This is a genomic window from Salmonella sp. 32120201201600049SM (genome assembly GCF_017572835.1).
GTDB lineage: Bacteria > Pseudomonadota > Gammaproteobacteria > Enterobacterales > Enterobacteriaceae > Salmonella > Salmonella enterica.
In genome coordinates, this window is sequence record NZ_JAGESA010000001.1 from 1,070,001 (window position 1) to 1,090,565 (window position 20,565).

Annotated in this window: 14 protein-coding genes; 12 read left to right on the forward strand and 2 right to left on the reverse strand. The window is 53.8% G+C overall.

Translation table 11 applies throughout. From position 1 onward, the window contains the following. The first annotated feature begins 21 nt into the window (after positions 1-21). Entirely contained in the window at positions 22-1,374 is a 1,353-nt protein-coding gene (yegD, locus tag J4650_RS05425) for a molecular chaperone (RefSeq protein ID WP_000469637.1), read from the forward strand. Between the two features lie 98 nt (positions 1,375-1,472). Here the strand turns inward: yegD and ibsA are convergent, their stop codons facing one another. Continuing rightward, positions 1,473-1,532: a type I toxin-antitoxin system Ibs family toxin gene (gene ibsA, locus J4650_RS05430; protein ID WP_001805500.1), complete on the reverse strand. Its 60-nt coding sequence runs from the start codon at positions 1,530-1,532 to the stop codon at positions 1,473-1,475. A gap of 282 nt (positions 1,533-1,814) precedes the next feature. Here ibsA and mdtA point away from each other — a divergent pair, with 282 nt between their 5' ends. From mdtA to sseK2, 11 genes are all read left to right on the forward strand, one after another. Next, on the forward strand, positions 1,815-3,056 hold the full coding sequence (mdtA, locus tag J4650_RS05435) for a multidrug efflux RND transporter subunit MdtA (RefSeq protein ID WP_023993379.1): 1,242 nt from the start codon (positions 1,815-1,817) through the stop codon (positions 3,054-3,056). Then, complete coding sequence (gene mdtB / locus J4650_RS05440; RefSeq protein WP_023993380.1) at positions 3,056-6,178, forward strand: multidrug efflux RND transporter permease subunit MdtB; 3,123 nt, start codon at positions 3,056-3,058, stop codon at positions 6,176-6,178. The genes mdtA and mdtB overlap by 1 nt, the downstream gene beginning before the upstream one ends. Then, positions 6,179-9,259: a multidrug efflux RND transporter permease subunit MdtC gene (gene mdtC / locus J4650_RS05445; RefSeq protein ID WP_023993381.1), complete on the forward strand. Its 3,081-nt coding sequence runs from the start codon at positions 6,179-6,181 to the stop codon at positions 9,257-9,259. After that, positions 9,256-10,668: an MFS transporter gene (locus J4650_RS05450; protein ID WP_023993382.1), complete on the forward strand. Its 1,413-nt coding sequence runs from the start codon at positions 9,256-9,258 to the stop codon at positions 10,666-10,668. Before mdtC ends, J4650_RS05450 begins: the two co-directional genes overlap by 4 nt. After that, positions 10,668-12,071 carry a two-component system sensor histidine kinase BaeS gene (gene baeS / locus J4650_RS05455; RefSeq protein ID WP_000870073.1) on the forward strand — a complete coding sequence of 468 codons (1,404 nt, stop codon included), beginning with the start codon at positions 10,668-10,670 and terminating at the stop codon, positions 12,069-12,071. The genes J4650_RS05450 and baeS overlap by 1 nt, the downstream gene beginning before the upstream one ends. After that, the gene (baeR, locus tag J4650_RS05460; RefSeq protein WP_000137854.1) at positions 12,068-12,790 is read left to right on the forward strand and encodes a two-component system response regulator BaeR; all 723 of its coding nucleotides are present in this window, start codon (positions 12,068-12,070) and stop codon (positions 12,788-12,790) included. The genes baeS and baeR overlap by 4 nt, the downstream gene beginning before the upstream one ends. 268 nt (positions 12,791-13,058) lie before the next feature. Further along, complete coding sequence (locus J4650_RS05465) at positions 13,059-14,261, forward strand: hypothetical protein (RefSeq protein ID WP_023993383.1); 1,203 nt, start codon at positions 13,059-13,061, stop codon at positions 14,259-14,261. After that, positions 14,261-14,977 carry a DUF1266 domain-containing protein gene (locus tag J4650_RS05470; protein WP_000498587.1) on the forward strand — a complete coding sequence of 239 codons (717 nt, stop codon included), beginning with the start codon at positions 14,261-14,263 and terminating at the stop codon, positions 14,975-14,977. Before J4650_RS05465 ends, J4650_RS05470 begins: the two co-directional genes overlap by 1 nt. 10 nt (positions 14,978-14,987) lie before the next feature. Next, positions 14,988-17,099: a DUF4034 domain-containing protein gene (locus J4650_RS05475; protein ID WP_023993384.1), complete on the forward strand. Its 2,112-nt coding sequence runs from the start codon at positions 14,988-14,990 to the stop codon at positions 17,097-17,099. Positions 17,100-17,214: 115 nt separating this feature from the next. After that, positions 17,215-18,576, forward strand: a complete 1,362-nt coding sequence (yegQ, locus tag J4650_RS05480) for a tRNA 5-hydroxyuridine modification protein YegQ (protein WP_001517981.1) — start codon at positions 17,215-17,217, stop codon at positions 18,574-18,576. A gap of 450 nt (positions 18,577-19,026) precedes the next feature. Continuing rightward, the gene (gene sseK2 / locus J4650_RS05485; protein ID WP_023994319.1) at positions 19,027-20,073 is read left to right on the forward strand and encodes a type III secretion system effector arginine glycosyltransferase SseK2; all 1,047 of its coding nucleotides are present in this window, start codon (positions 19,027-19,029) and stop codon (positions 20,071-20,073) included. A 35-nt stretch (positions 20,074-20,108) separates the two neighbouring features. Here the strand turns inward: sseK2 and J4650_RS05490 are convergent, their stop codons facing one another. Next, positions 20,109-20,525: a CesT family type III secretion system chaperone gene (locus J4650_RS05490; protein ID WP_001540404.1), complete on the reverse strand. Its 417-nt coding sequence runs from the start codon at positions 20,523-20,525 to the stop codon at positions 20,109-20,111. Positions 20,526-20,565 lie beyond the last annotated feature (40 nt).

The window sequence follows — 20,565 nt, forward strand, 5'->3', positions numbered from 1 at the left end:
CACTGGCATGGGGATTTTAAGGTGTTTATAGGATTTGATTACGGTACGGCAAACTGCTCGGTCGCTATTATGCGCGACGGGCATCCACAGTTGCTGACAATGGAGAATAACAGCGTATTACTGCCGTCTATGCTGTGCGCGCCGACGCGCGAAGCGGTGAGCGAGTGGCTGTATCGCCATCATGATGTGCCGGCAACGGACGAAGAAACCCAGGCGCTGCTGCGCCGCGCGATACGCTACAACCGCGAGGAAGATATTGAGGTTGGCGCGCAAAGCGTACAGTTTGGTCTGGCGTCGCTGGCGCACTATATTGACGATCCCCAGGAGGTCTGGTTTGTCAAATCGCCGAAATCCTTTTTAGGCGCCAGCGGCCTGAAACCGCAGCAGGTCGCGCTGTTTGAAGATTTAGTCTGCGCCATGATGGTACATATTCGTCATACGGCGCACAGCCAATTGCCGGAGGCCATTACCCAGGCAGTGATCGGTCGCCCGATCAACTTTCAGGGACTCGGCGGCGATGACGCGAATCGCCAGGCGCAGGGTATTCTGGAGCGGGCGGCAAAACGCGCCGGTTTTCAGGAGGTGGTATTCCAGTACGAACCGGTCGCGGCGGGCCTGGACTACGAGGCTACGCTGCGGGAAGAGAAGCGTGTGCTGGTCGTGGATATTGGCGGCGGCACCACCGACTGCTCCATGCTGCTGATGGGGCCGCAGTGGCGTCAGCGCGCCGATCGTGAAAACAGCCTGTTGGGGCACAGCGGTTGCCGCGTGGGCGGAAACGATCTGGATATCGCGCTGGCCTTTAAAAATCTGATGCCTTTGCTGGGCATGGGCGGCGAAACCGAAAAAGGCATCGCCCTGCCGGTGCTGCCGTGGTGGAATGCCGTGGCGATTAACGACGTCCCGGCGCAAAGCGATTTTTACAGTAGCGCGAATGGTCGTCTGTTGAACGATTTGGTTCGCAACGCGCGTGAAGCAGACAAGGTCGCGTTGCTGCTCAAGGTCTGGCGCCAGCGCCTTAGTTACCGCCTGGTACGCTGCGCGGAAGAGAGCAAAATCGCCCTTTCCGGCCAGGCGGATGTTACGGCGAGGCTGCCATTTATCAGCGACGACCTGGCGGTCGCTATCAGCCAGCAAGGACTGGAAGCGGCGCTGGATCAACCGCTGACGCGTATTCTGGAACAGGTGCAACTGGCGCTGGACAGCGCGCAGGAAAAACCGGATGTCATCTATCTGACCGGCGGCAGCGCCCGTTCGCCATTGATTAAAAAAGCGCTTTCCGAACAGCTACCGGGCATACCCGTCGCTGGCGGCGATGATTTCGGCTCCGTCACCGCAGGACTGGCGCGCTGGGCAGAGGTCGTTTTCCGCTAAGCGCCTCGCAAGCCCAGCGCTGATGGATTGACATTATTCTTGATGTGGCTTAACGTCAGGAGTGAGGGTTAGGGAGGATTCCTCCTCCCCTTGGTGTCTTAGTAAGCCTGGAAGCTAATCACTAAGAGTATCACCAGTATGATGACTACCTTCATCATAACCCTTTCCTTATTTTGGCCCCTTCCTCGGGAGGGGCTTTCCCGTTTCAGCGTCCTGCTGAAATCGGTGGCTTACCTTCATTGCCGTGCCGCCACTTTACCGCACTCCGGCGCGTTAACGATTTTCACCGATGAGAGTTGCGTAGCGCCTCGCAAAGCGGGTCGCCATTCAGAATAATCCCGACCGTGTTCCATAATTCCTCCATTTTTCTCCCTTCCCTGCTGACTACAATAGAGGGAGCAACATTCCGCAAAACGTTTCAGGATGAGAAACTTATACCGATGAAAGGCAGTAATACTTTCCGCTGGGCAATAGCGATTGGGGTTGTAGTGGCCGCCGCCGCATTCTGGTTCTGGCATAGCCGTAGCGAAAGCCCGACCGCCGCGCCGGGCGTCGCCGCGCAAGCGCCGCATACCGCCGCCGCAGGTCGCCGCGGTATGCGCGACGGCCCTCTGGCGCCGGTACAGGCCGCGACCGCGACCACGCAGGCCGTACCGCGCTATCTGAGCGGGCTGGGTACCGTGACCGCCGCGAATACCGTTACGGTGCGTAGCCGCGTGGATGGTCAACTCATCGCCCTGCACTTTCAGGAAGGTCAGCAGGTCAACGCAGGCGATCTGCTGGCGCAAATCGATCCCAGCCAGTTTAAGGTCGCCCTGGCGCAGGCTCAGGGACAGTTGGCAAAAGATAACGCTACGCTGGCGAATGCGCGTCGTGATCTGGCGCGCTATCAGCAACTGGCAAAAACCAATCTGGTTTCCCGTCAGGAACTGGATGCGCAACAGGCGCTGGTCAACGAAACCCAGGGAACCATTAAAGCGGATGAAGCTAATGTCGCCAGCGCGCAGTTACAGCTCGACTGGAGTCGTATCACGGCCCCGGTCTCGGGACGCGTGGGTCTGAAACAGGTGGATGTCGGCAACCAGATTTCCAGCAGCGATACCGCAGGTATTGTCGTCATTACGCAAACGCACCCGATTGATCTCATTTTTACTCTGCCGGAAAGCGATATCGCGACCGTGGTTCAGGCGCAGAAAGCGGGGAAAACGCTGGTCGTAGAAGTCTGGGATCGGACTAACTCGCACAAATTGAGCGAAGGTGTGTTGCTCAGTCTGGACAACCAGATTGATCCCACGACGGGAACGATCAAAATTAAAGCGCGCTTTACCAATCAGGACGATACGCTGTTCCCCAATCAATTTGTGAACGCCCGGATGCTGGTCGATACCGAACAAAATGCCGTTGTGGTGCCTGCCGCGGCGGTGCAAATGGGCAATGAGGGCCATTTTGTATGGGTGCTGAACGACGAAAATAACGTCAGCAAGAAGCGGGTAAAAATCGGTATTCAGGATAACCAAAACGTGGTGATCAGCGCAGGCTTGTCGGCAGGCGATCGCGTCGTTACCGATGGTATTGATCGGCTGACGGAAGGCGCAAAAGTCGAGGTCGTTGAGCCGCAAACCACCATGGCGGATGAAAAATCCCCTTCCCGCCATGAAGGTCAAAAAGGAGCGCGCGCCTGATGCAGGTATTACCTCCGGGCAGCACGGGCGGCCCCTCGCGTCTGTTTATTCTGCGCCCCGTGGCCACCACTCTGCTGATGGCGGCGATTTTACTCGCCGGGATTATCGGCTATCGCTTCCTGCCCGTCGCCGCTTTGCCGGAGGTCGACTACCCCACTATTCAGGTTGTTACGCTCTACCCTGGCGCCAGCCCGGATGTCATGACCTCCGCCGTCACCGCGCCGCTTGAGCGCCAGTTCGGCCAGATGTCAGGACTGAAGCAGATGTCGTCGCAAAGTTCCGGCGGCGCATCGGTGGTGACGCTACAGTTTCAGTTGACGCTGCCGCTGGACGTTGCCGAGCAGGAAGTACAGGCGGCGATTAACGCAGCCACCAATTTATTGCCTTCCGACCTGCCGAATCCGCCGATTTTTAGCAAAGTCAATCCGGCGGACCCGCCGATTATGACGCTTGCCGTCACCTCAAACGCGATGCCAATGACTCAGGTAGAGGACATGGTAGAAACCCGCGTGGCGCAGAAGATCTCGCAGGTCTCCGGCGTCGGACTGGTGACGCTTGCCGGCGGGCAGCGCCCTGCGGTGCGTGTAAAACTGAATGCTCAGGCTATCGCCGCGCTCGGTCTGACCAGCGAAACGGTCCGTACCGCAATTACCGGCGCCAACGTCAACTCGGCGAAAGGCAGTCTGGATGGCCCCGAACGGGCGGTGACGCTTTCTGCTAACGATCAGATGCAGTCTGCCGACGAATACCGCAGGCTTATCATCGCGTATCAAAACGGTGCGCCGGTACGGTTGGGCGATGTCGCCACCGTCGAACAGGGGGCGGAAAATAGCTGGCTCGGCGCATGGGCGAATCAAGCGCCGGCTATCGTGATGAACGTTCAACGCCAGCCCGGCGTCAATATCATTGCGACAGCGGACAGCATTCGCCAGATGCTGCCCCAGCTTACCGAAAGCCTGCCAAAATCGGTGAAGGTCACGGTCCTGTCCGATCGCACCACCAATATTCGCGCTTCCGTGCGCGATACCCAGTTTGAACTGATGCTGGCGATCGCGCTGGTCGTCATGATTATCTATCTGTTTTTACGTAATATTCCCGCCACAATTATTCCCGGCGTCGCCGTACCGCTGTCGCTTATCGGCACCTTTGCGGTGATGGTGTTTTTGGATTTTTCCATTAATAACCTGACGCTGATGGCGCTCACTATCGCCACGGGTTTCGTGGTGGACGATGCGATTGTGGTGATCGAGAACATCTCGCGCTACATCGAAAAAGGAGAAAAACCGCTGGCGGCGGCGCTCAAAGGCGCGGGCGAAATCGGCTTTACCATTATTTCCCTCACCTTTTCACTGATTGCGGTGCTGATCCCGTTGCTCTTTATGGGCGATATTGTTGGTCGACTGTTCCGCGAATTTGCGGTGACGTTGGCGGTAGCGATTTTAATCTCCGCCGTCGTCTCTTTGACGCTCACGCCCATGATGTGCGCGCGTATGCTCAGCCAGCAGTCTCTGCGTAAACAAAACCGCTTTTCCTGCGCCTGCGAGCGGATGTTTGACCGCGTGATCGCCAGCTACGGACGTGGATTAGCGAAAGTGCTCAACCATCCGTGGCTTACATTGAGCGTGGCATTCGCCACGCTCCTGCTCAGCGTTATGCTGTGGATAGTCATTCCGAAAGGGTTCTTTCCGGTACAGGATAACGGCATTATCCAGGGGACGCTGCAGGCGCCGCAATCGTCATCGTATGCCAGTATGGCGCAACGTCAGCGCCAGGTGGCGGAGCGGATATTACAGGACCCGGCGGTGCAAAGCCTGACGACTTTTGTTGGCGTAGACGGCGCTAATCCCACGCTGAATAGCGCGCGCCTGCAAATTAACCTCAAGCCGCTGGATGCGCGTGATGACCGCGTGCAGCAGGTGATCTCCCGGCTGCAAACCGCCGTGGCGACGATTCCCGGCGTGGTGCTGTATCTCCAGCCGACGCAGGATTTAACCATCGACACGCAGGTCAGCCGCACGCAGTATCAGTTTACCCTGCAGGCCACGACGCTCGATGCGCTCAGCCACTGGGTGCCAAAACTGCAGAACGCGCTACAGTCGTTACCACAGCTTTCCGAGGTAAGCAGCGACTGGCAAGATCGAGGATTAGCGGCCTGGGTGAATGTCGACCGCGACAGCGCCAGCCGTCTGGGTATCAGCATGGCGGATGTGGATAACGCGCTCTACAACGCGTTCGGACAACGCCTGATTTCAACGATTTATACCCAGGCGAACCAGTACCGCGTCGTGCTGGAACATAATACCGCCAGCACGCCGGGCCTGGCGGCGCTGGAGACGATTCGCCTGACGAGCCGCGACGGCGGCACCGTACCGCTCAGCGCGATTGCCCGCATTGAGCAGCGCTTCGCTCCGCTCTCCATCAATCATTTAGATCAGTTCCCGGTTACGACATTTTCGTTTAACGTGCCGGAGGGCTATTCGCTCGGCGATGCGGTGCAGGCGATTCTCGATACGGAAAAAACGCTCGCCCTGCCAGCGGATATTACAACGCAGTTTCAGGGCAGTACGCTCGCCTTCCAGGCGGCGCTGGGCAGCACCGTCTGGCTTATTGTCGCCGCCGTGGTGGCGATGTATATCGTGCTCGGCGTGCTGTATGAGAGTTTTATCCATCCGATCACGATTCTCTCAACGCTGCCTACGGCGGGCGTCGGCGCGCTACTGGCGCTGATCATCGCTGGTAGCGAGCTCGATATTATCGCCATTATCGGCATTATTTTGCTGATCGGCATCGTGAAGAAAAACGCCATCATGATGATTGACTTCGCCCTCGCCGCTGAACGCGAACAGGGGATGAGTCCGCGCGACGCTATCTTCCAGGCCTGTCTGCTGCGTTTTCGACCGATTCTGATGACCACGCTGGCGGCGTTGCTCGGGGCATTGCCATTAATGTTGAGTACCGGCGTTGGCGCGGAATTACGTCGCCCGTTGGGGATCGCGATGGTGGGCGGCCTACTGGTCAGCCAGGTATTAACTCTGTTTACCACACCGGTGATTTATCTCCTGTTTGACCGCCTGTCGCTGTACGTGAAAAGTCGCTTTCCGCGCCATAAAGAGGAGGCGTAGATGCGCTTTTTCGCCCTTTTCATCTACCGCCCGGTCGCCACCATTTTGATTGCCGCCGCCATTACGCTGTGCGGCATTCTGGGCTTTCGTCTGCTGCCGGTCGCCCCGCTGCCGCAGGTTGATTTCCCGGTGATTATGGTTAGCGCCTCGCTACCGGGTGCCTCGCCGGAAACCATGGCTTCGTCGGTGGCGACGCCGTTGGAACGCTCTTTAGGACGCATTGCAGGCGTCAATGAAATGACCTCCAGCAGCTCGCTCGGCAGCACGCGCATTATTCTCGAATTTAATTTCGATCGTGATATTAACGGCGCGGCGCGCGACGTGCAGGCCGCCATTAACGCCGCGCAAAGCTTGTTGCCAGGCGGAATGCCCAGCCGCCCGACTTATCGCAAGGCCAACCCGTCCGACGCGCCGATTATGATTTTAACGCTCACCTCGGAGAGCTGGTCACAGGGCAAACTGTATGATTTCGCCTCTACCCAACTGGCGCAAACCATCGCGCAAATTGACGGCGTCGGCGACGTTGACGTCGGCGGCAGCTCCCTGCCCGCAGTACGTGTAGGCTTAAACCCGCAGGCGCTCTTTAACCAGGGCGTCTCGCTGGATGAGGTCCGCGAAGCGATCGACAGCGCCAACGTACGCCGACCGCAAGGCGCAATTGAAGATAGCGTCCACCGCTGGCAAATCCAGACCAACGACGAACTGAAAACCGCCGCCGAATACCAGCCGCTGATTATTCACTATAACAACGGCGCGGCGGTACGCCTGGGCGACGTCGCCAGCGTCACCGACTCGGTGCAGGATGTCCGTAACGCCGGGATGACGAACGCTAAACCCGCTATTTTGTTGATGATCCGCAAGCTGCCGGAGGCCAACATTATTCAGACGGTCGACGGCATCCGGGCAAAACTGCCGGAACTGCGGGCAATGATCCCCGCCGCTATCGATTTACAAATCGTCCAGGATCGTTCGCCGACGATTCGCGCGTCGCTGCAAGAGGTAGAAGAGACGCTGGCTATCTCTGTCGCGCTGGTGATCCTGGTGGTGTTTTTATTCCTGCGTTCCGGGCGCGCCACGCTAATCCCCGCCGTCGCCGTTCCCGTTTCGCTCATCGGCACCTTCGCCGCCATGTATCTGTGCGGCTTCAGCCTCAACAATCTGTCGCTGATGGCGCTGACTATCGCGACCGGATTTGTCGTTGATGATGCCATTGTGGTGCTGGAAAATATCGCCCGCCATCTGGAGGCGGGAATGAAACCTTTGCAGGCGGCATTACAGGGTACGCGGGAAGTCGGGTTTACGGTCATCTCCATGAGTCTGTCGCTGGTGGCGGTATTTCTGCCGCTGCTGTTAATGGGCGGTCTGCCAGGGCGATTATTACGGGAATTCGCCGTTACCCTCTCGGTGGCGATTGGCATTTCGCTGGTGGTCTCACTCACGCTGACGCCGATGATGTGCGGCTGGATGCTTAAATCAAGCAAACCGCGCACCCAACCGCGTAAACGGGGCGTTGGCCGTTTGCTGGTAGCTTTGCAACAGGGTTACGGCACGTCGTTAAAATGGGTGCTTAACCATACGCGTCTTGTCGGTGTGGTTTTTCTTGGCACCGTTGCGCTGAACATCTGGCTTTATATCGCCATCCCTAAAACATTCTTTCCGGAGCAGGACACCGGCGTGTTGATGGGCGGTATTCAGGCTGACCAGAGCATCTCTTTCCAGGCCATGCGCGGCAAGCTGCAGGATTTTATGAAAATTATTCGCGACGATCCGGCGGTGAATAATGTCACTGGTTTTACCGGCGGCTCGCGGGTGAATAGCGGCATGATGTTTATTACGCTGAAGCCGCGCGGCGAACGCAAAGAGACGGCGCAGCAAATCATTGATCGACTGCGGGTCAAACTGGCAAAAGAACCCGGCGCCAGGCTGTTTCTGATGGCGGTACAGGATATTCGCGTCGGCGGGCGGCAGGCTAACGCCAGTTATCAATACACATTGCTGTCTGACTCCCTGGCGGCGCTGCGCGAGTGGGAGCCGAAAATACGCAAAGCGCTCTCGGCCCTGCCGCAACTGGCGGACGTAAACTCCGACCAGCAGGATAACGGCGCGGAGATGAACCTTATCTACGACCGCGACACCATGTCACGACTGGGCATTGATGTTCAGGCCGCAAACAGTCTGTTAAATAATGCTTTCGGCCAGCGGCAAATTTCCACCATTTATCAGCCGATGAACCAGTATAAAGTGGTGATGGAAGTCGATCCGCGCTATAGCCAGGATATCAGCGCGCTGGAGAAAATGTTTGTTATCAACCGTGACGGAAAAGCGATCCCCCTCTCTTATTTCGCCCAATGGCGGCCCGCCAATGCGCCGCTGTCGGTGAACCATCAGGGACTTTCCGCGGCGTCCACGATTGCCTTTAACCTGCCGACCGGCACATCGTTATCGCAGGCGACGGAGGCCATTAATCGCACCATGACGCAGCTTGGCGTCCCTCCGACGGTACGCGGCAGTTTTTCCGGAACGGCGCAAGTGTTCCAGCAGACCATGAATTCGCAGCTTATTTTGATAGTGGCGGCGATCGCTACCGTCTACATTGTGCTGGGGATACTGTACGAAAGTTACGTCCATCCGCTGACCATTCTCTCTACTCTGCCATCGGCGGGCGTTGGGGCGCTTCTGGCGCTGGAACTCTTCAATGCCCCTTTCAGCCTAATCGCCCTGATAGGGATCATGCTATTAATTGGCATTGTGAAGAAAAACGCCATTATGATGGTCGATTTTGCGCTTGAAGCGCAACGAAGCGGCGGCCTGACGCCGGAACAAGCCATTTTCCAGGCCTGCTTGTTACGCTTCCGTCCAATAATGATGACCACGCTGGCGGCGCTGTTCGGCGCACTGCCATTGGTGTTATCTGGCGGAGACGGTTCGGAATTACGGCAGCCGCTGGGGATAACCATTGTCGGCGGTTTGGTCATGAGCCAGCTTCTGACGCTCTATACCACGCCAGTGGTGTACCTCTTTTTCGACCGTCTGCGGCTGCGTTTTTCGCGTAAAAATAGCAAACCGGTAGTAGAGATATGACAGAACTTCCTGACAACACCCGCTGGCAACTCTGGATTGTGGCATTCGGCTTTTTTATGCAGTCGCTGGATACCACCATCGTCAACACTGCGCTGCCCTCCATGGCGAAAAGCCTGGGGGAAAGCCCGCTGCATATGCACATGGTAGTGGTGTCATATGTTCTTACCGTCGCCGTGATGCTCCCCGCCAGCGGCTGGCTGGCAGATAAAATCGGCGTGCGTAATATCTTCTTTGCCGCCATTGTGCTGTTCACGCTGGGTTCGCTGTTTTGCGCCCTCTCCGGCACGCTTAATCAACTGGTATTAGCGCGGGTTTTACAAGGCGTAGGCGGCGCGATGATGGTGCCGGTCGGACGCCTGACGGTCATGAAAATCGTGCCGCGCGCGCAATATATGGCGGCGATGACCTTCGTCACCCTGCCGGGTCAGATCGGGCCGTTACTCGGCCCCGCGCTGGGCGGGGTGCTGGTGGAATATGCTTCATGGCACTGGATCTTTCTGATCAATATCCCGGTGGGAATTGTCGGCGCTATGGCGACCTTTATGCTGATGCCAAACTACACCATAGAGACCCGGCGCTTTGATCTGCCGGGGTTCCTGCTGTTAGCTATCGGCATGGCGGTACTCACGCTGGCGCTGGACGGTAGTAAAAGCATGGGGATCTCGCCCTGGACATTAGCCGGACTTGCTGCGGGCGGCGCGGCAGCCATTCTGCTCTATCTCTTCCATGCCAAAAAAAACTCAGGTGCGTTATTCAGCCTGCGATTGTTCCGCACGCCCACGTTTTCACTGGGGTTGCTGGGCAGTTTTGCCGGGCGTATCGGCAGCGGTATGCTGCCGTTTATGACGCCGGTCTTTTTACAAATTGGTCTTGGTTTTTCACCGTTTCATGCCGGTTTGATGATGATCCCCATGGTGCTGGGCAGCATGGGAATGAAGCGGATTGTGGTGCAGATAGTTAACCGTTTTGGCTATCGTCGGGTTCTGGTAGCGACCACGCTCGGACTGGCATTGGTTAGCCTGTTGTTTATGTCGGTCGCGCTGCTCGGCTGGTATTATCTCCTGCCGCTGGTACTGCTTTTGCAGGGAATGGTGAACTCGGCGCGCTTTTCTTCCATGAACACCTTAACGCTAAAAGACCTTCCCGATACGCTGGCCAGCAGCGGCAATAGCTTATTATCGATGATTATGCAGCTCTCGATGAGTATTGGCGTCACTATTGCCGGAATGCTGCTGGGTATGTTTGGCCAACAGCATATCGGGATAGACAGTAGCGCCACACATCACGTCTTTATGTACACCTGGTTATGTATGGCGGTTATTATCGCGCTACCGGCGATAATTTTTGCCCGCGTGCCGAACGATACACAGAAAAACATGGTCATTTCACGGCGTAAAAGGAGCCTGTAATGAAAGTCTGGCGGCCCGGAATCACCGGCAAGCTGTTTCTGGCGATCTTCGCCACCTGCATCGTGCTGCTGATCAGTATGCATTGGGCCGTGCGCGTCAGTTTTGAACGCGGATTTATTGACTATATCAAACACGGCAACGAGCAGCGGCTACAAATGCTGGGCGATGCGCTGGGCGACCAGTACCAGCAACACGGCAACTGGCGTTTTTTACGCAACAACGATCGCTTTGTTTTCCAGATTCTGCGTTCATTTGAGCATGACAACGACCGGGATAAACCCGGCCCCGGTATGCCGCCGCACGGTTGGCGCACCCAGTTCTGGGTCGTCGATCAAAATGGCCGGGTGCTGGTCGGCCCACGCGGTCCGGTGCCGCATGACGGTACTCGCCGCCCCATTCTGGTCAATGGTGCCGAAGTCGGCGCGATTATCGCCTCGCCTGTCGAGCGGCTGACGCGCAATACGGATATTAATTTTGATATGCAGCAGCGGCGTGCCAGTTGGATGATCGTGGCGTTATCAACCTTGCTAGCCGCGCTGGCGACGTTTTTGCTGGCGCGTGGCCTGCTCGCCCCGGTCAAACGGTTGGTCGAGGGTACGCACAGACTGGCGGCGGGGGATTTTACCACGCGCGTGACCCCAACCAGCGCCGATGAGCTGGGAAAACTGGCGCAGGACTTTAACCAGCTTGCCAGCACGCTGGAAAAAAATCAGCAGATGCGCCGCGACTTTATGGCGGATATTTCCCACGAACTGCGCACGCCGCTGGCGGTATTGCGCGGCGAACTGGAAGCCATTCAGGATGGCGTTCGCCAGTTCACGCCAGAATCGGTTACCTCGCTACAGGCGGAAGTCGGTACGCTTACCAAACTGGTTGACGACCTGCATCAGCTGTCGTTGTCTGACGAGGGCGCGCTGGCTTACCAAAAAACGACCGTCGATCTTGTTCCCCTGTTGGAAGTCGCTGGCGGCGCGTTCAGAGAGCGCTTTACCAGCCGGGGGCTAACGCTACATTACGCGTTGCCGGATAGCATGACCGTCTTCGGCGACCCGGATCGCCTGATGCAACTGTTTAATAATCTGCTGGAAAACAGTCTGCGCTACACCGACAGCGGCGGTGGCCTGCATATTTCCGCCGAACAACGCGACAAATCATTATTCCTGACCTTTGCCGATTCTGCACCGGGCGTCAGCGATGAACAGTTACAAAAGCTTTTTGACCGTTTTTACCGCACGGAAGTGTCCCGTAACCGCGCCAGCGGCGGTTCTGGACTGGGGCTGGCGATATGCGTCAATATTGTACACGCGCATAACGGTCATCTTCACGCCGCTCATTCGCCTTTTGGCGGGGTTAGCATTACAGTAGAGTTACCGCTGGATCGCGATTTACAGAGAGAAGTATGACTGAATTACCCATTGATGAAAACACGCCGCGCATTTTGATTGTTGAAGATGAACCCAAGCTGGGACAGCTGCTTATTGACTACTTACGCGCGGCGAGTTACGCCCCCACGCTCATCAATCATGGCGACAAGGTACTGCCGTATGTGCGTCAAACGCCGCCGGATCTGATCCTGCTGGATCTGATGCTGCCGGGTACCGATGGTCTGACGCTATGCCGGGAGATTCGCCGTTTTTCCGACATCCCCATTGTGATGGTCACGGCCAAAATCGAAGAGATCGACCGGCTGCTGGGGCTGGAAATCGGCGCCGATGATTATATCTGTAAGCCTTACAGCCCACGCGAAGTCGTGGCCCGCGTGAAAACCATTTTGCGCCGCTGTAAACCGCAGCGCGAACTCCAGCAGCAGGATGCCGAAAGCCCGTTAATGATTGATGAAAGCCGCTTTCAGGCCTCCTGGTGTGGTAAAGCGCTGGATTTAACCCCCGCTGAATTCCGCCTGCTAAAAACCTTATCGCTTGAACCGGGTAAAGTTTTTTCCCGCGAGCAGTTGTTAAACCACCTCTACGACGACTACCGTGTGGTGACCGATCGTACTATCGACAGCCACATTAAAAACCTGCGCCGTAAACTGGAATCGCTGGATGCCGAACAGTCATTTATCCGCGCGGTCTACGGGGTGGGATATCGCTGGGAAGCGGATGCGTGTCGCCTGGTATAATGATTATTGGCATAACAATAACAAGGTCGTAAGACGATATTTTTCGCCAACGCTATTCTGGCGGAATTAACACACTGTCCTCTTTCCTTTGGCCGAGCGGTATCCCGAAAACCACAACGAACGCGATCGGGGACAATAAATTATTTGGCCGCTCTTTTTAGTTTACCGATATACTGTGAGTAGTTTTTTAAACTTATTGCGCATTAATTCATTAAGTGAATCTAAAAATACATAAACATAATACCAGCTTAATTATACATGGATTTTTATGACAGAAACGTCATCTCACCGCTATAAACCACGCAATATAATAAATGCGCCAAATGTAAAATCGTCTATTTTTTCCCGGAGCCAACAACGCGGCGACAGCGAAAATATCCAGCGCTGGTTAAGCAACCATTTTTATCGTTGGATCATTGGTGACTTTCCTCACGTTTATCCTGTGCGCTCCGTCGCCGATTATGCCGTTTATTTTAGCGCTGATGCAGAAATCCCCGCCTGGCTGGCGCCAAAGCTGGGTGGCGATGAGCGCTTTTACTACCTTAACGTTCAGCACCCGCAACTCGTGGCAATGGAAAGAGATTTAGTGGAATTTCTTTCGCGTCAGGAAGGAACGCGGCTGGAAACTAAACTGCAGCGCATCAACTGCTTTACCGTGCTGGCAATGCGCGAAGCGGAGCATCAAAAAATGCAGCGCCTGCGTGAACAAGGTTGGTATCCCTCCAACAGCGAGGCGCTAAAACCGGTGATGGCGGTGAATAACGGTGTACTGGTTGAGCTTGATGCAACAAACCCCGGCCTGCGCAGTGAGATGGCGTATGAATCCTGGCATATGCAACACTGCGTCGGAGATTTTGATAATAAAGGCGCGCTTTCCGGCGGCTACGGCGATTACTACGCCTGGCAAATTGAACAACAAAAACTTCGCCTGTTTAGCCTGCGCGACGGCAATAATATTCCCCACGTCACAATAAGCCTGGTGGTTGGTAATAACGGCCTGAGCATTGATCAGATTAAAGGTAAGCAAAATCGCCACCCTATTAAGAAATATGCTAACGATGTTTTATCTCTGTTACGCCATCTGCAACCACTTCCTGAGCGCCACGCCGATTGCGAAGGGATGGGAATAGTTTATGAAGCAACGCCGGAATATTCAGGTTGGAAATTTATTACTCATATTCATGACCTCAATTTTCTGCTCAATGTGCTGCATGACAATTTTCATTTAATGGAGCACTTCCCTACGCCTCCGGTGGCTTTACAGTGGCTGCTGCTGCACAGCGCCCCGGAGGCACTGCGCTACCTTCAGGTTGTTGATCCTAACGTGGCGACGGCTGCGGAAATGCTGTTTCCGCAGCATGAATGGCATCCTACGCTTGCCGGGAAAAACACCAGTAGCGAACCTTTCGAAATTGAAAGCCTGACGCTACAAACCACGCGTTACCTCCCTGTCATCAAGGAGGTGCAATAATGTTCTGGATTGTTCTTATTATTGCCGCCCTATTTTTTAGCTGGCGCAACTACAAAAAAAACAAACCGCTGATTGCGGCCCGTATCGCCGAGGAGAAAGAAAAAGATCGCCTGAAAGACCTGCGTCGCGATACTCGACGGCGGCAATGGGCGCTGGCGCTAGCTGATATCCTCGCCCGGCGCAACGGGCTACCGATCAAAGGCGTTGAGCTGGTATTTAAACTTGACGATGACAAACGCCGCTATCTGGCGCAGCAGGTAAAAAAAGAGCTGGGCTTGAGCGAAAACCTCGACGGCGCGGCGTTACGCCACAAGGTTGAGGATATCTTACGCCGCTGGCCTGCGGGCATCGGCAGCTCGCCGCGCACGTTTTATCATCATCTGGCGGCCCAGGGCCAGGTCCGCGACGCGCTGGCCTTCGACTGTATGCGCACCGCCTTTCTGACCCGCTGTATCGCCGGGCTCGGCTGGTGTAACGAAAACGAGGCCTGGCTGGTGCTATTGCTCAACGCCCAGCGCGCTCAGGACTGTTTTGATTCCTGGGAGGATTACGCCACCGCCTACGTTCGCGCTCGCCGGGTATGGCTCACGCTACGTGACACGCCAACAGCGCTTGCCGGACGGGATTTACAGGAAGCCACCCATTATTTGCAAGACCCGGTCAGCCGCTGGCGACAACTGCCGTGGAATGAATTCAAAATTTTCGAGCCGATTTAAAGGACGCTTTATGGAACAGGATGATCGTCTGCTCAACGCTATGTTTGAGATGTGCAACCACAAAAATCCCCTCAATGACGGGCAACGCGAATGGCATATTGCCGATATTCCCGGCCTGCTGCGCGAAGAACGCTATGACGAACTGGACGAACGCTACAACCAGGCGCTGACGGAGAGCTTTACCAGCCGCGAAGCGGAAAAGCGCTATTTCTTCGCCTGGAATCAAATGGACAACCCTTTTTACGATATGGACACGCTGGTTGAGGCTGGGCCGCAAGGATTAGCGCTGATCAAAAACTGGCAGCGCGCTCGTCCCCGCTCCACTCACGCCTGGCTTGCCGAGGCGCAATACTGGAATCACCGTGCGTGGCTTTACCGCAGCTATGGCTGGGCGAGAGAAACCACCCGAGCGATGTGGATCTGCGCCGCCGCCTGCAACGAACGGATGGTCATCGCCGCGCTCAATGCTATCGACTGTGAACCGCGCCAGTGGATGGCGGCGGCCCTGACCAGCACCAACTCAAAAGTCTTCGGCCAGCCCGGCTGGCTGGTTGAGTTCCTCGTGGGCGCGGATGTTGCCGGGCAGCCATTAATGGAAGATCTGGCTGAATATCATCGCCATTCACCGCAGGAGGTGGACGCGCTGATGGCCCATTCCGGGCTGTCGTTTGCCGACGCGGTTTGCCCAAATTTGCCGCGCCCGTCCGTGCTGCCGGAGTGCAATGACGATGCCGGGCAAAAATACTGGCTCGCCGTCTGCCTGGCTATTTTCCCGACGGCATTTTACGTGCTGGATGAATATATCCCGTTTTGTATGCCACGCTGGAGAGGGTCTCACGAGGAAATCCGCGAATTTCTGGAATCAAGCGTATGCGATCACCTTTCTGCCGCAGAACGTGAACATCTGGAGCTATTGATCTGGTGGGACGATCACCGCGATCTGCGCATCAAAGAGGTTGACTCCCCGGCAGAACAGGAACGCATTATCGCCAAAGCCGAAGAGATTAGCCTGCGAGCGCATATCCAGGAATCTCGCCACAACGCGCTGAAGTGGCTGCGGGTCTGCTATAGCGATCTGGACGATAATGACGCGCTCTGGCGAACCCTTCAGCGTTCGATCGTGGAAAAAGTTAAGTTCAACAATTACTTCTTTGATGACACGATAAAGTTCGCCCTGCGCGATTTTCCTGACACCTTGTGGATGTATAATTTTCTCTGTCAGAATGCGCAGCAAACGGAATTCGCAGTGCCGAAAATCCGTCGTGGCTACTTTCAGTACGCCGGGTTATTGGGTTTCGAAAAGGATGAGGCGCAAGGCCTCGCCTGGCTCGATAGCGTCGCCGACATTCAATATAACCATAACTGGCGGGCGGCGATTAAAAATTTCAACTGGTTCGGGCTCCCGGAACATTTCGTGCCGCTGGCAGAGCTGGGCGCACAAAGAAATATACCCGCCGCGCTAAACCTGCTGGGCCTTGAACACAATAATAAAGAGAACAACGGCCTACTACCTTACGATCCTGCCATCGCGTTAGGGTATTTTCAGCGCGCGGCGGAGATTTTGCACCGGCAGTTAGCGCTGCGCGAGAGCACCCCGTACAAATTAATAGATAACGGAGGCTATACCGACTATGAAAATGACCTGCAAAATATTCATTTCAGCATCGGCGTCTGCAACCAGCGTCTGAGTAAACAAGAACCTGATACCGAAAAACGTTCCGCTTATGAAAAAGAACTGCTCGATAATCTCTGGCTGGCGCATCAGTTCGGGCATAAAGAGGCCTGGGGCTTGTTCCTGCTGAATATTTTTGAAGTGAAGGATATTACGCTGGCGCATAAGCATTTGGAACTGGTGCAACAAGAGGCCAACAAAGGCACGCTACATGCTATGGTGACCCTATCGCGCCTGCACGGTAATAAACACGATCGAACGCTGTTTAATATGAGGCTAAGCGCACGCTGGGCGCATTTTGCCTTCACTCTTTACCCGGATAATGAAATCGTTATGGACTGCCTGGACCACCTGCATTTCGATTCTTTCTGGAAACGCTTTCGTTTCGCCTGGTATACCATCCGTATCCCGAATTCAGAGCTGCCGGGACAGGTCAACTCAATGGTGTAAGGTGGTTTACTCCCCTCTCCCACGGCGCTACAATGCCCGCCCTTAAAGTGAGGACTCTCCTCAAGCCGCCTCATCAGGTGAGGCGGATCTGACCTGTCATCAGAACGAGAAAATGATGTTTAAACCAGAACTTCTTTCGCCGGCGGGAACGCTGAAAAATATGCGTTACGCTTTCGCTTACGGTGCCGATGCCGTCTATGCGGGCCAACCACGCTACTCTTTACGCGTGCGTAATAACGAATTCAATCACGAAAATTTGCAGCTTGGCATCAACGAAGCCCACGCGCTCGGAAAAAAATTCTACGTGGTGGTGAACATCGCCCCGCATAACGCCAAGCTCAAAACCTTTATCCGTGACCTGAAACCCGTCGTCGAGATGGGCCCGGATGCGCTGATCATGTCCGATCCAGGGTTGATTATGCTGGTACGCGAGCACTTCCCGGCAATGCCGATTCACCTGTCGGTACAGGCTAATGCCGTAAACTGGGCGACGGTAAAATTCTGGCAGCAGATGGGGCTGACCCGTGTGATTCTCTCCCGCGAGCTGTCACTGGAAGAGATTGAGGAAATTCGCCAGCAGGTGCCGGATATGGAAATAGAAATTTTCGTCCACGGCGCGCTATGCATGGCCTATTCCGGCCGCTGCCTGCTTTCCGGCTACATCAATAAACGCGATCCGAACCAGGGCACCTGCACCAATGCCTGCCGTTGGGAATATAACGTGCAGGAAGGAAAAGAAGACGTTGTCGGCAACATCGTGCATAAGCACGAACCGATTCCGGTACAGAACGTTGAGCCGACGCTCGGTATCGGCGCGCCGACGGATAAAGTGTTTATGATAGAAGAGGCCCAAAGACCGGGCGAATACATGACCGCGTTCGAAGACGAGCATGGCACCTATATCATGAACTCAAAAGATTTGCGCGCTATCGCCCACGTGGAGCGCCTGACGAAAATGGGCGTCCACTCGCTGAAAATCGAAGGCCGCACCAAATCCTTTTATTACTGCGCCCGTACCGCGCAGGTCTACCGTAAGGCCATCGACGACGCCGCCGCGGGTAAACCCTTCGACCCTACGCTGCTGGAAACGTTGGAAGGTCTGGCTCATCGCGGCTATACCGAAGGTTTCCTGCGTCGCCATACGCACGACGATTACCAGAATTACGAGTACGGGTACTCCGTTTCCGAACGCCAGCAATTTGTCGGCGAGTTCACCGGCGAGCGTAAAGGCCAACTGGCGGCCGTGGCGGTGAAAAATAAATTCTCCGTTGGCGATAGTCTGGAGCTGATGACACCGCAGGGAAATATCAATTTCACCCTGGAACAGATGGAGAACGCCAAAGGCGACGCTATGCCGGTGGCACCTGGCGATGGCTATACCGTCTGGATGCCCGTCCCGCAGGACGTTACGCTGGATTACGCACTATTGATGCGTAATTTCTCAGGCGAATCAACGCGTAACCCCCATGCTAAGTAGTTAATTGCGGTTATTTTTTCATGGCGGGAAGATTCTTAGAAATTGATCACATACCGCTTCGCTCAATGCGGGTATTATTCAACGCGCTGAAAAACATAACCCATAAATGCTAGCTGTACCAGGAACCACCTCCTTGGCCTGCGTAATCTCCCTTACGCAGGCTTATTTTTTGCGTATAATCCATAAAAAAGTGGTACTTCCCGCCATATCCAAAATTGACCACACTAACCAAAGCGCAAATGGGCGCTTAGGTTTAGAGACCTCCCCTATCCATTGCCAGCCAGCAAGTCACAATCCTCCCCGCATCCGGTCGGACTCAGGACTTAGCATTGTGACGTTAACGTTTAAAATCAGTGAATTAAATCAATAACTACTTTGTGAGCACTTACACAAAAAGTTTCCAGGTTATTAAATTAAGGTTAAAAACTGATAATTTAAGCGTGTAAAAATATGGCACGTTTTAATGCCGCTTTTACAAGGATTAAAATAATGTTTTCCCGGATTAGAGGTTTGATTTCATGTCAAAGTAATACTCAAACCATCGCACCTACGCTCAGTCCACCTTCATCAGGCCATGTAAGTTTTGCTGGGATTGATTATCCTCTATTGCCACTAGATCACCAAACGCCGCTCGTTTTTCAGTGGTTTGAACGCAATCCAGATAGATTTGGTCAAAACGAAATTCCCATTATCAATACGCAGAAAAACCCTTATCTTAATAATATTATCAATGCTGCTATAATAGAAAAAGAAAGAATTATCGGTATTTTCGTTGATGGCGATTTTAGCAAGGGACAAAGAAAAGCATTGGGAAAATTGGAACAAAATTATAGAAACATAAAGGTTATTTACAATTCTGACCTTAATTATAGCATGTATGATAAAAAGTTAACGACGATTTATTTAGAAAACATCACCAAACTGGAAGCTCAGTCAGCAAGTGAACGAGATGAGGTCTTGCTTAACGGGGTAAAAAAAAGCCTGGAAGATGTCTTGAAAAACAATCCGGAGGAAACGCTTATTTCATCTCATAATAAAGACAAAGGTCACTTATGGTTTGACTTCTACAGAAATCTTTTCCTGCTAAAAGGAAGCGATGCCTTTCTGGAAGCTGGTAAACCTGGTTGTCATCATCTGCAACCAGGCGGTGGGTGCATATATCTTGATGCAGATATGTTACTTACTGATAAACTCGGTACTTTGTATTTACCTGATGGTATCGCTATCCATGTAAGTCGTAAAGATAATCATGTTAGCCTTGAAAATGGGATTATTGCTGTTAACCGCAGCGAGCATCCAGCATTAATAAAAGGACTCGAAATTATGCACAGTAAACCTTATGGCGATCCCTATAATGACTGGCTCAGTAAAGGGTTGAGGCATTATTTTGACGGTTCTCATATACAAGATTATGACGCATTTTGCGATTTCATTGAATTTAAACACGAAAATATCATTATGAACACAAGCAGTTTAACTGCCAGTTCTTGGAGGTAATCATGATAGCCTTGTTTTACTCACCCTTCCCACCGTCACGTATAATCGGTATCCAGAGTTATTCCTTTATCCTGTAAAATGTGATACAGATTCTCCATTGATCTAATAACTACCTCAATTTCACATTCAAGTTTCTCTACAGAACTTTCATTGAGTGAGAAGTTGAGAGCCAGTAATAATGATTGTGAGTTATTATCATAACACAAATGTGGTCCATTATTCTCTGCAAACCATAAATTAGCATTGAGAAATTCAAAAGCAAGATTATTATTATCCGGAGGTCTTCCGCAAAAACCGTATATCATTATATACTCACTGTTAGTGCTTGTTAGTAAGATACGGTAACGGTTATCTATAATAAATGAGCATAATCTGTTTTCGTCAAAGACAATTGAATCGGTATTTAATTTTAGTGAAAACTGTCTTAATAAGCGATCGGCTCTTGAATACATAACACCCCATACTCTATCTAAAGCGTTCCTATATAAGTCA

Excerpts from the sequence above, each read along its gene's own strand:
- baeS (WP_000870073.1), top strand. The coding sequence starts at position 10,668 with ATGAAAGTCTGGCGGCCCGGAATCACCGGCAAGCTGTTTCTGGCGATC.
- J4650_RS05465 (WP_023993383.1), top strand. The coding sequence starts at position 13,059 with ATGACAGAAACGTCATCTCACCGCTATAAACCACGCAATATAATAAAT.
- mdtB (WP_023993380.1), top strand. The coding sequence starts at position 3,056 with ATGCAGGTATTACCTCCGGGCAGCACGGGCGGCCCCTCGCGTCTGTTT.
- baeR (WP_000137854.1), top strand. The coding sequence starts at position 12,068 with ATGACTGAATTACCCATTGATGAAAACACGCCGCGCATTTTGATTGTT.
- mdtC (WP_023993381.1), top strand. The coding sequence starts at position 6,179 with ATGCGCTTTTTCGCCCTTTTCATCTACCGCCCGGTCGCCACCATTTTG.
- J4650_RS05470 (WP_000498587.1), top strand. The coding sequence starts at position 14,261 with ATGTTCTGGATTGTTCTTATTATTGCCGCCCTATTTTTTAGCTGGCGC.
- sseK2 (WP_023994319.1), top strand. The coding sequence starts at position 19,027 with ATGGCACGTTTTAATGCCGCTTTTACAAGGATTAAAATAATGTTTTCC.
- yegQ (WP_001517981.1), top strand. The coding sequence starts at position 17,215 with ATGTTTAAACCAGAACTTCTTTCGCCGGCGGGAACGCTGAAAAATATG.
- J4650_RS05450 (WP_023993382.1), top strand. The coding sequence starts at position 9,256 with ATGACAGAACTTCCTGACAACACCCGCTGGCAACTCTGGATTGTGGCA.
- J4650_RS05475 (WP_023993384.1), top strand. The coding sequence starts at position 14,988 with ATGGAACAGGATGATCGTCTGCTCAACGCTATGTTTGAGATGTGCAAC.
- mdtA (WP_023993379.1), top strand. The coding sequence starts at position 1,815 with ATGAAAGGCAGTAATACTTTCCGCTGGGCAATAGCGATTGGGGTTGTA.
- J4650_RS05490 (WP_001540404.1), bottom strand. The coding sequence starts at position 20,525 with ATGTATTCAAGAGCCGATCGCTTATTAAGACAGTTTTCACTAAAATTA.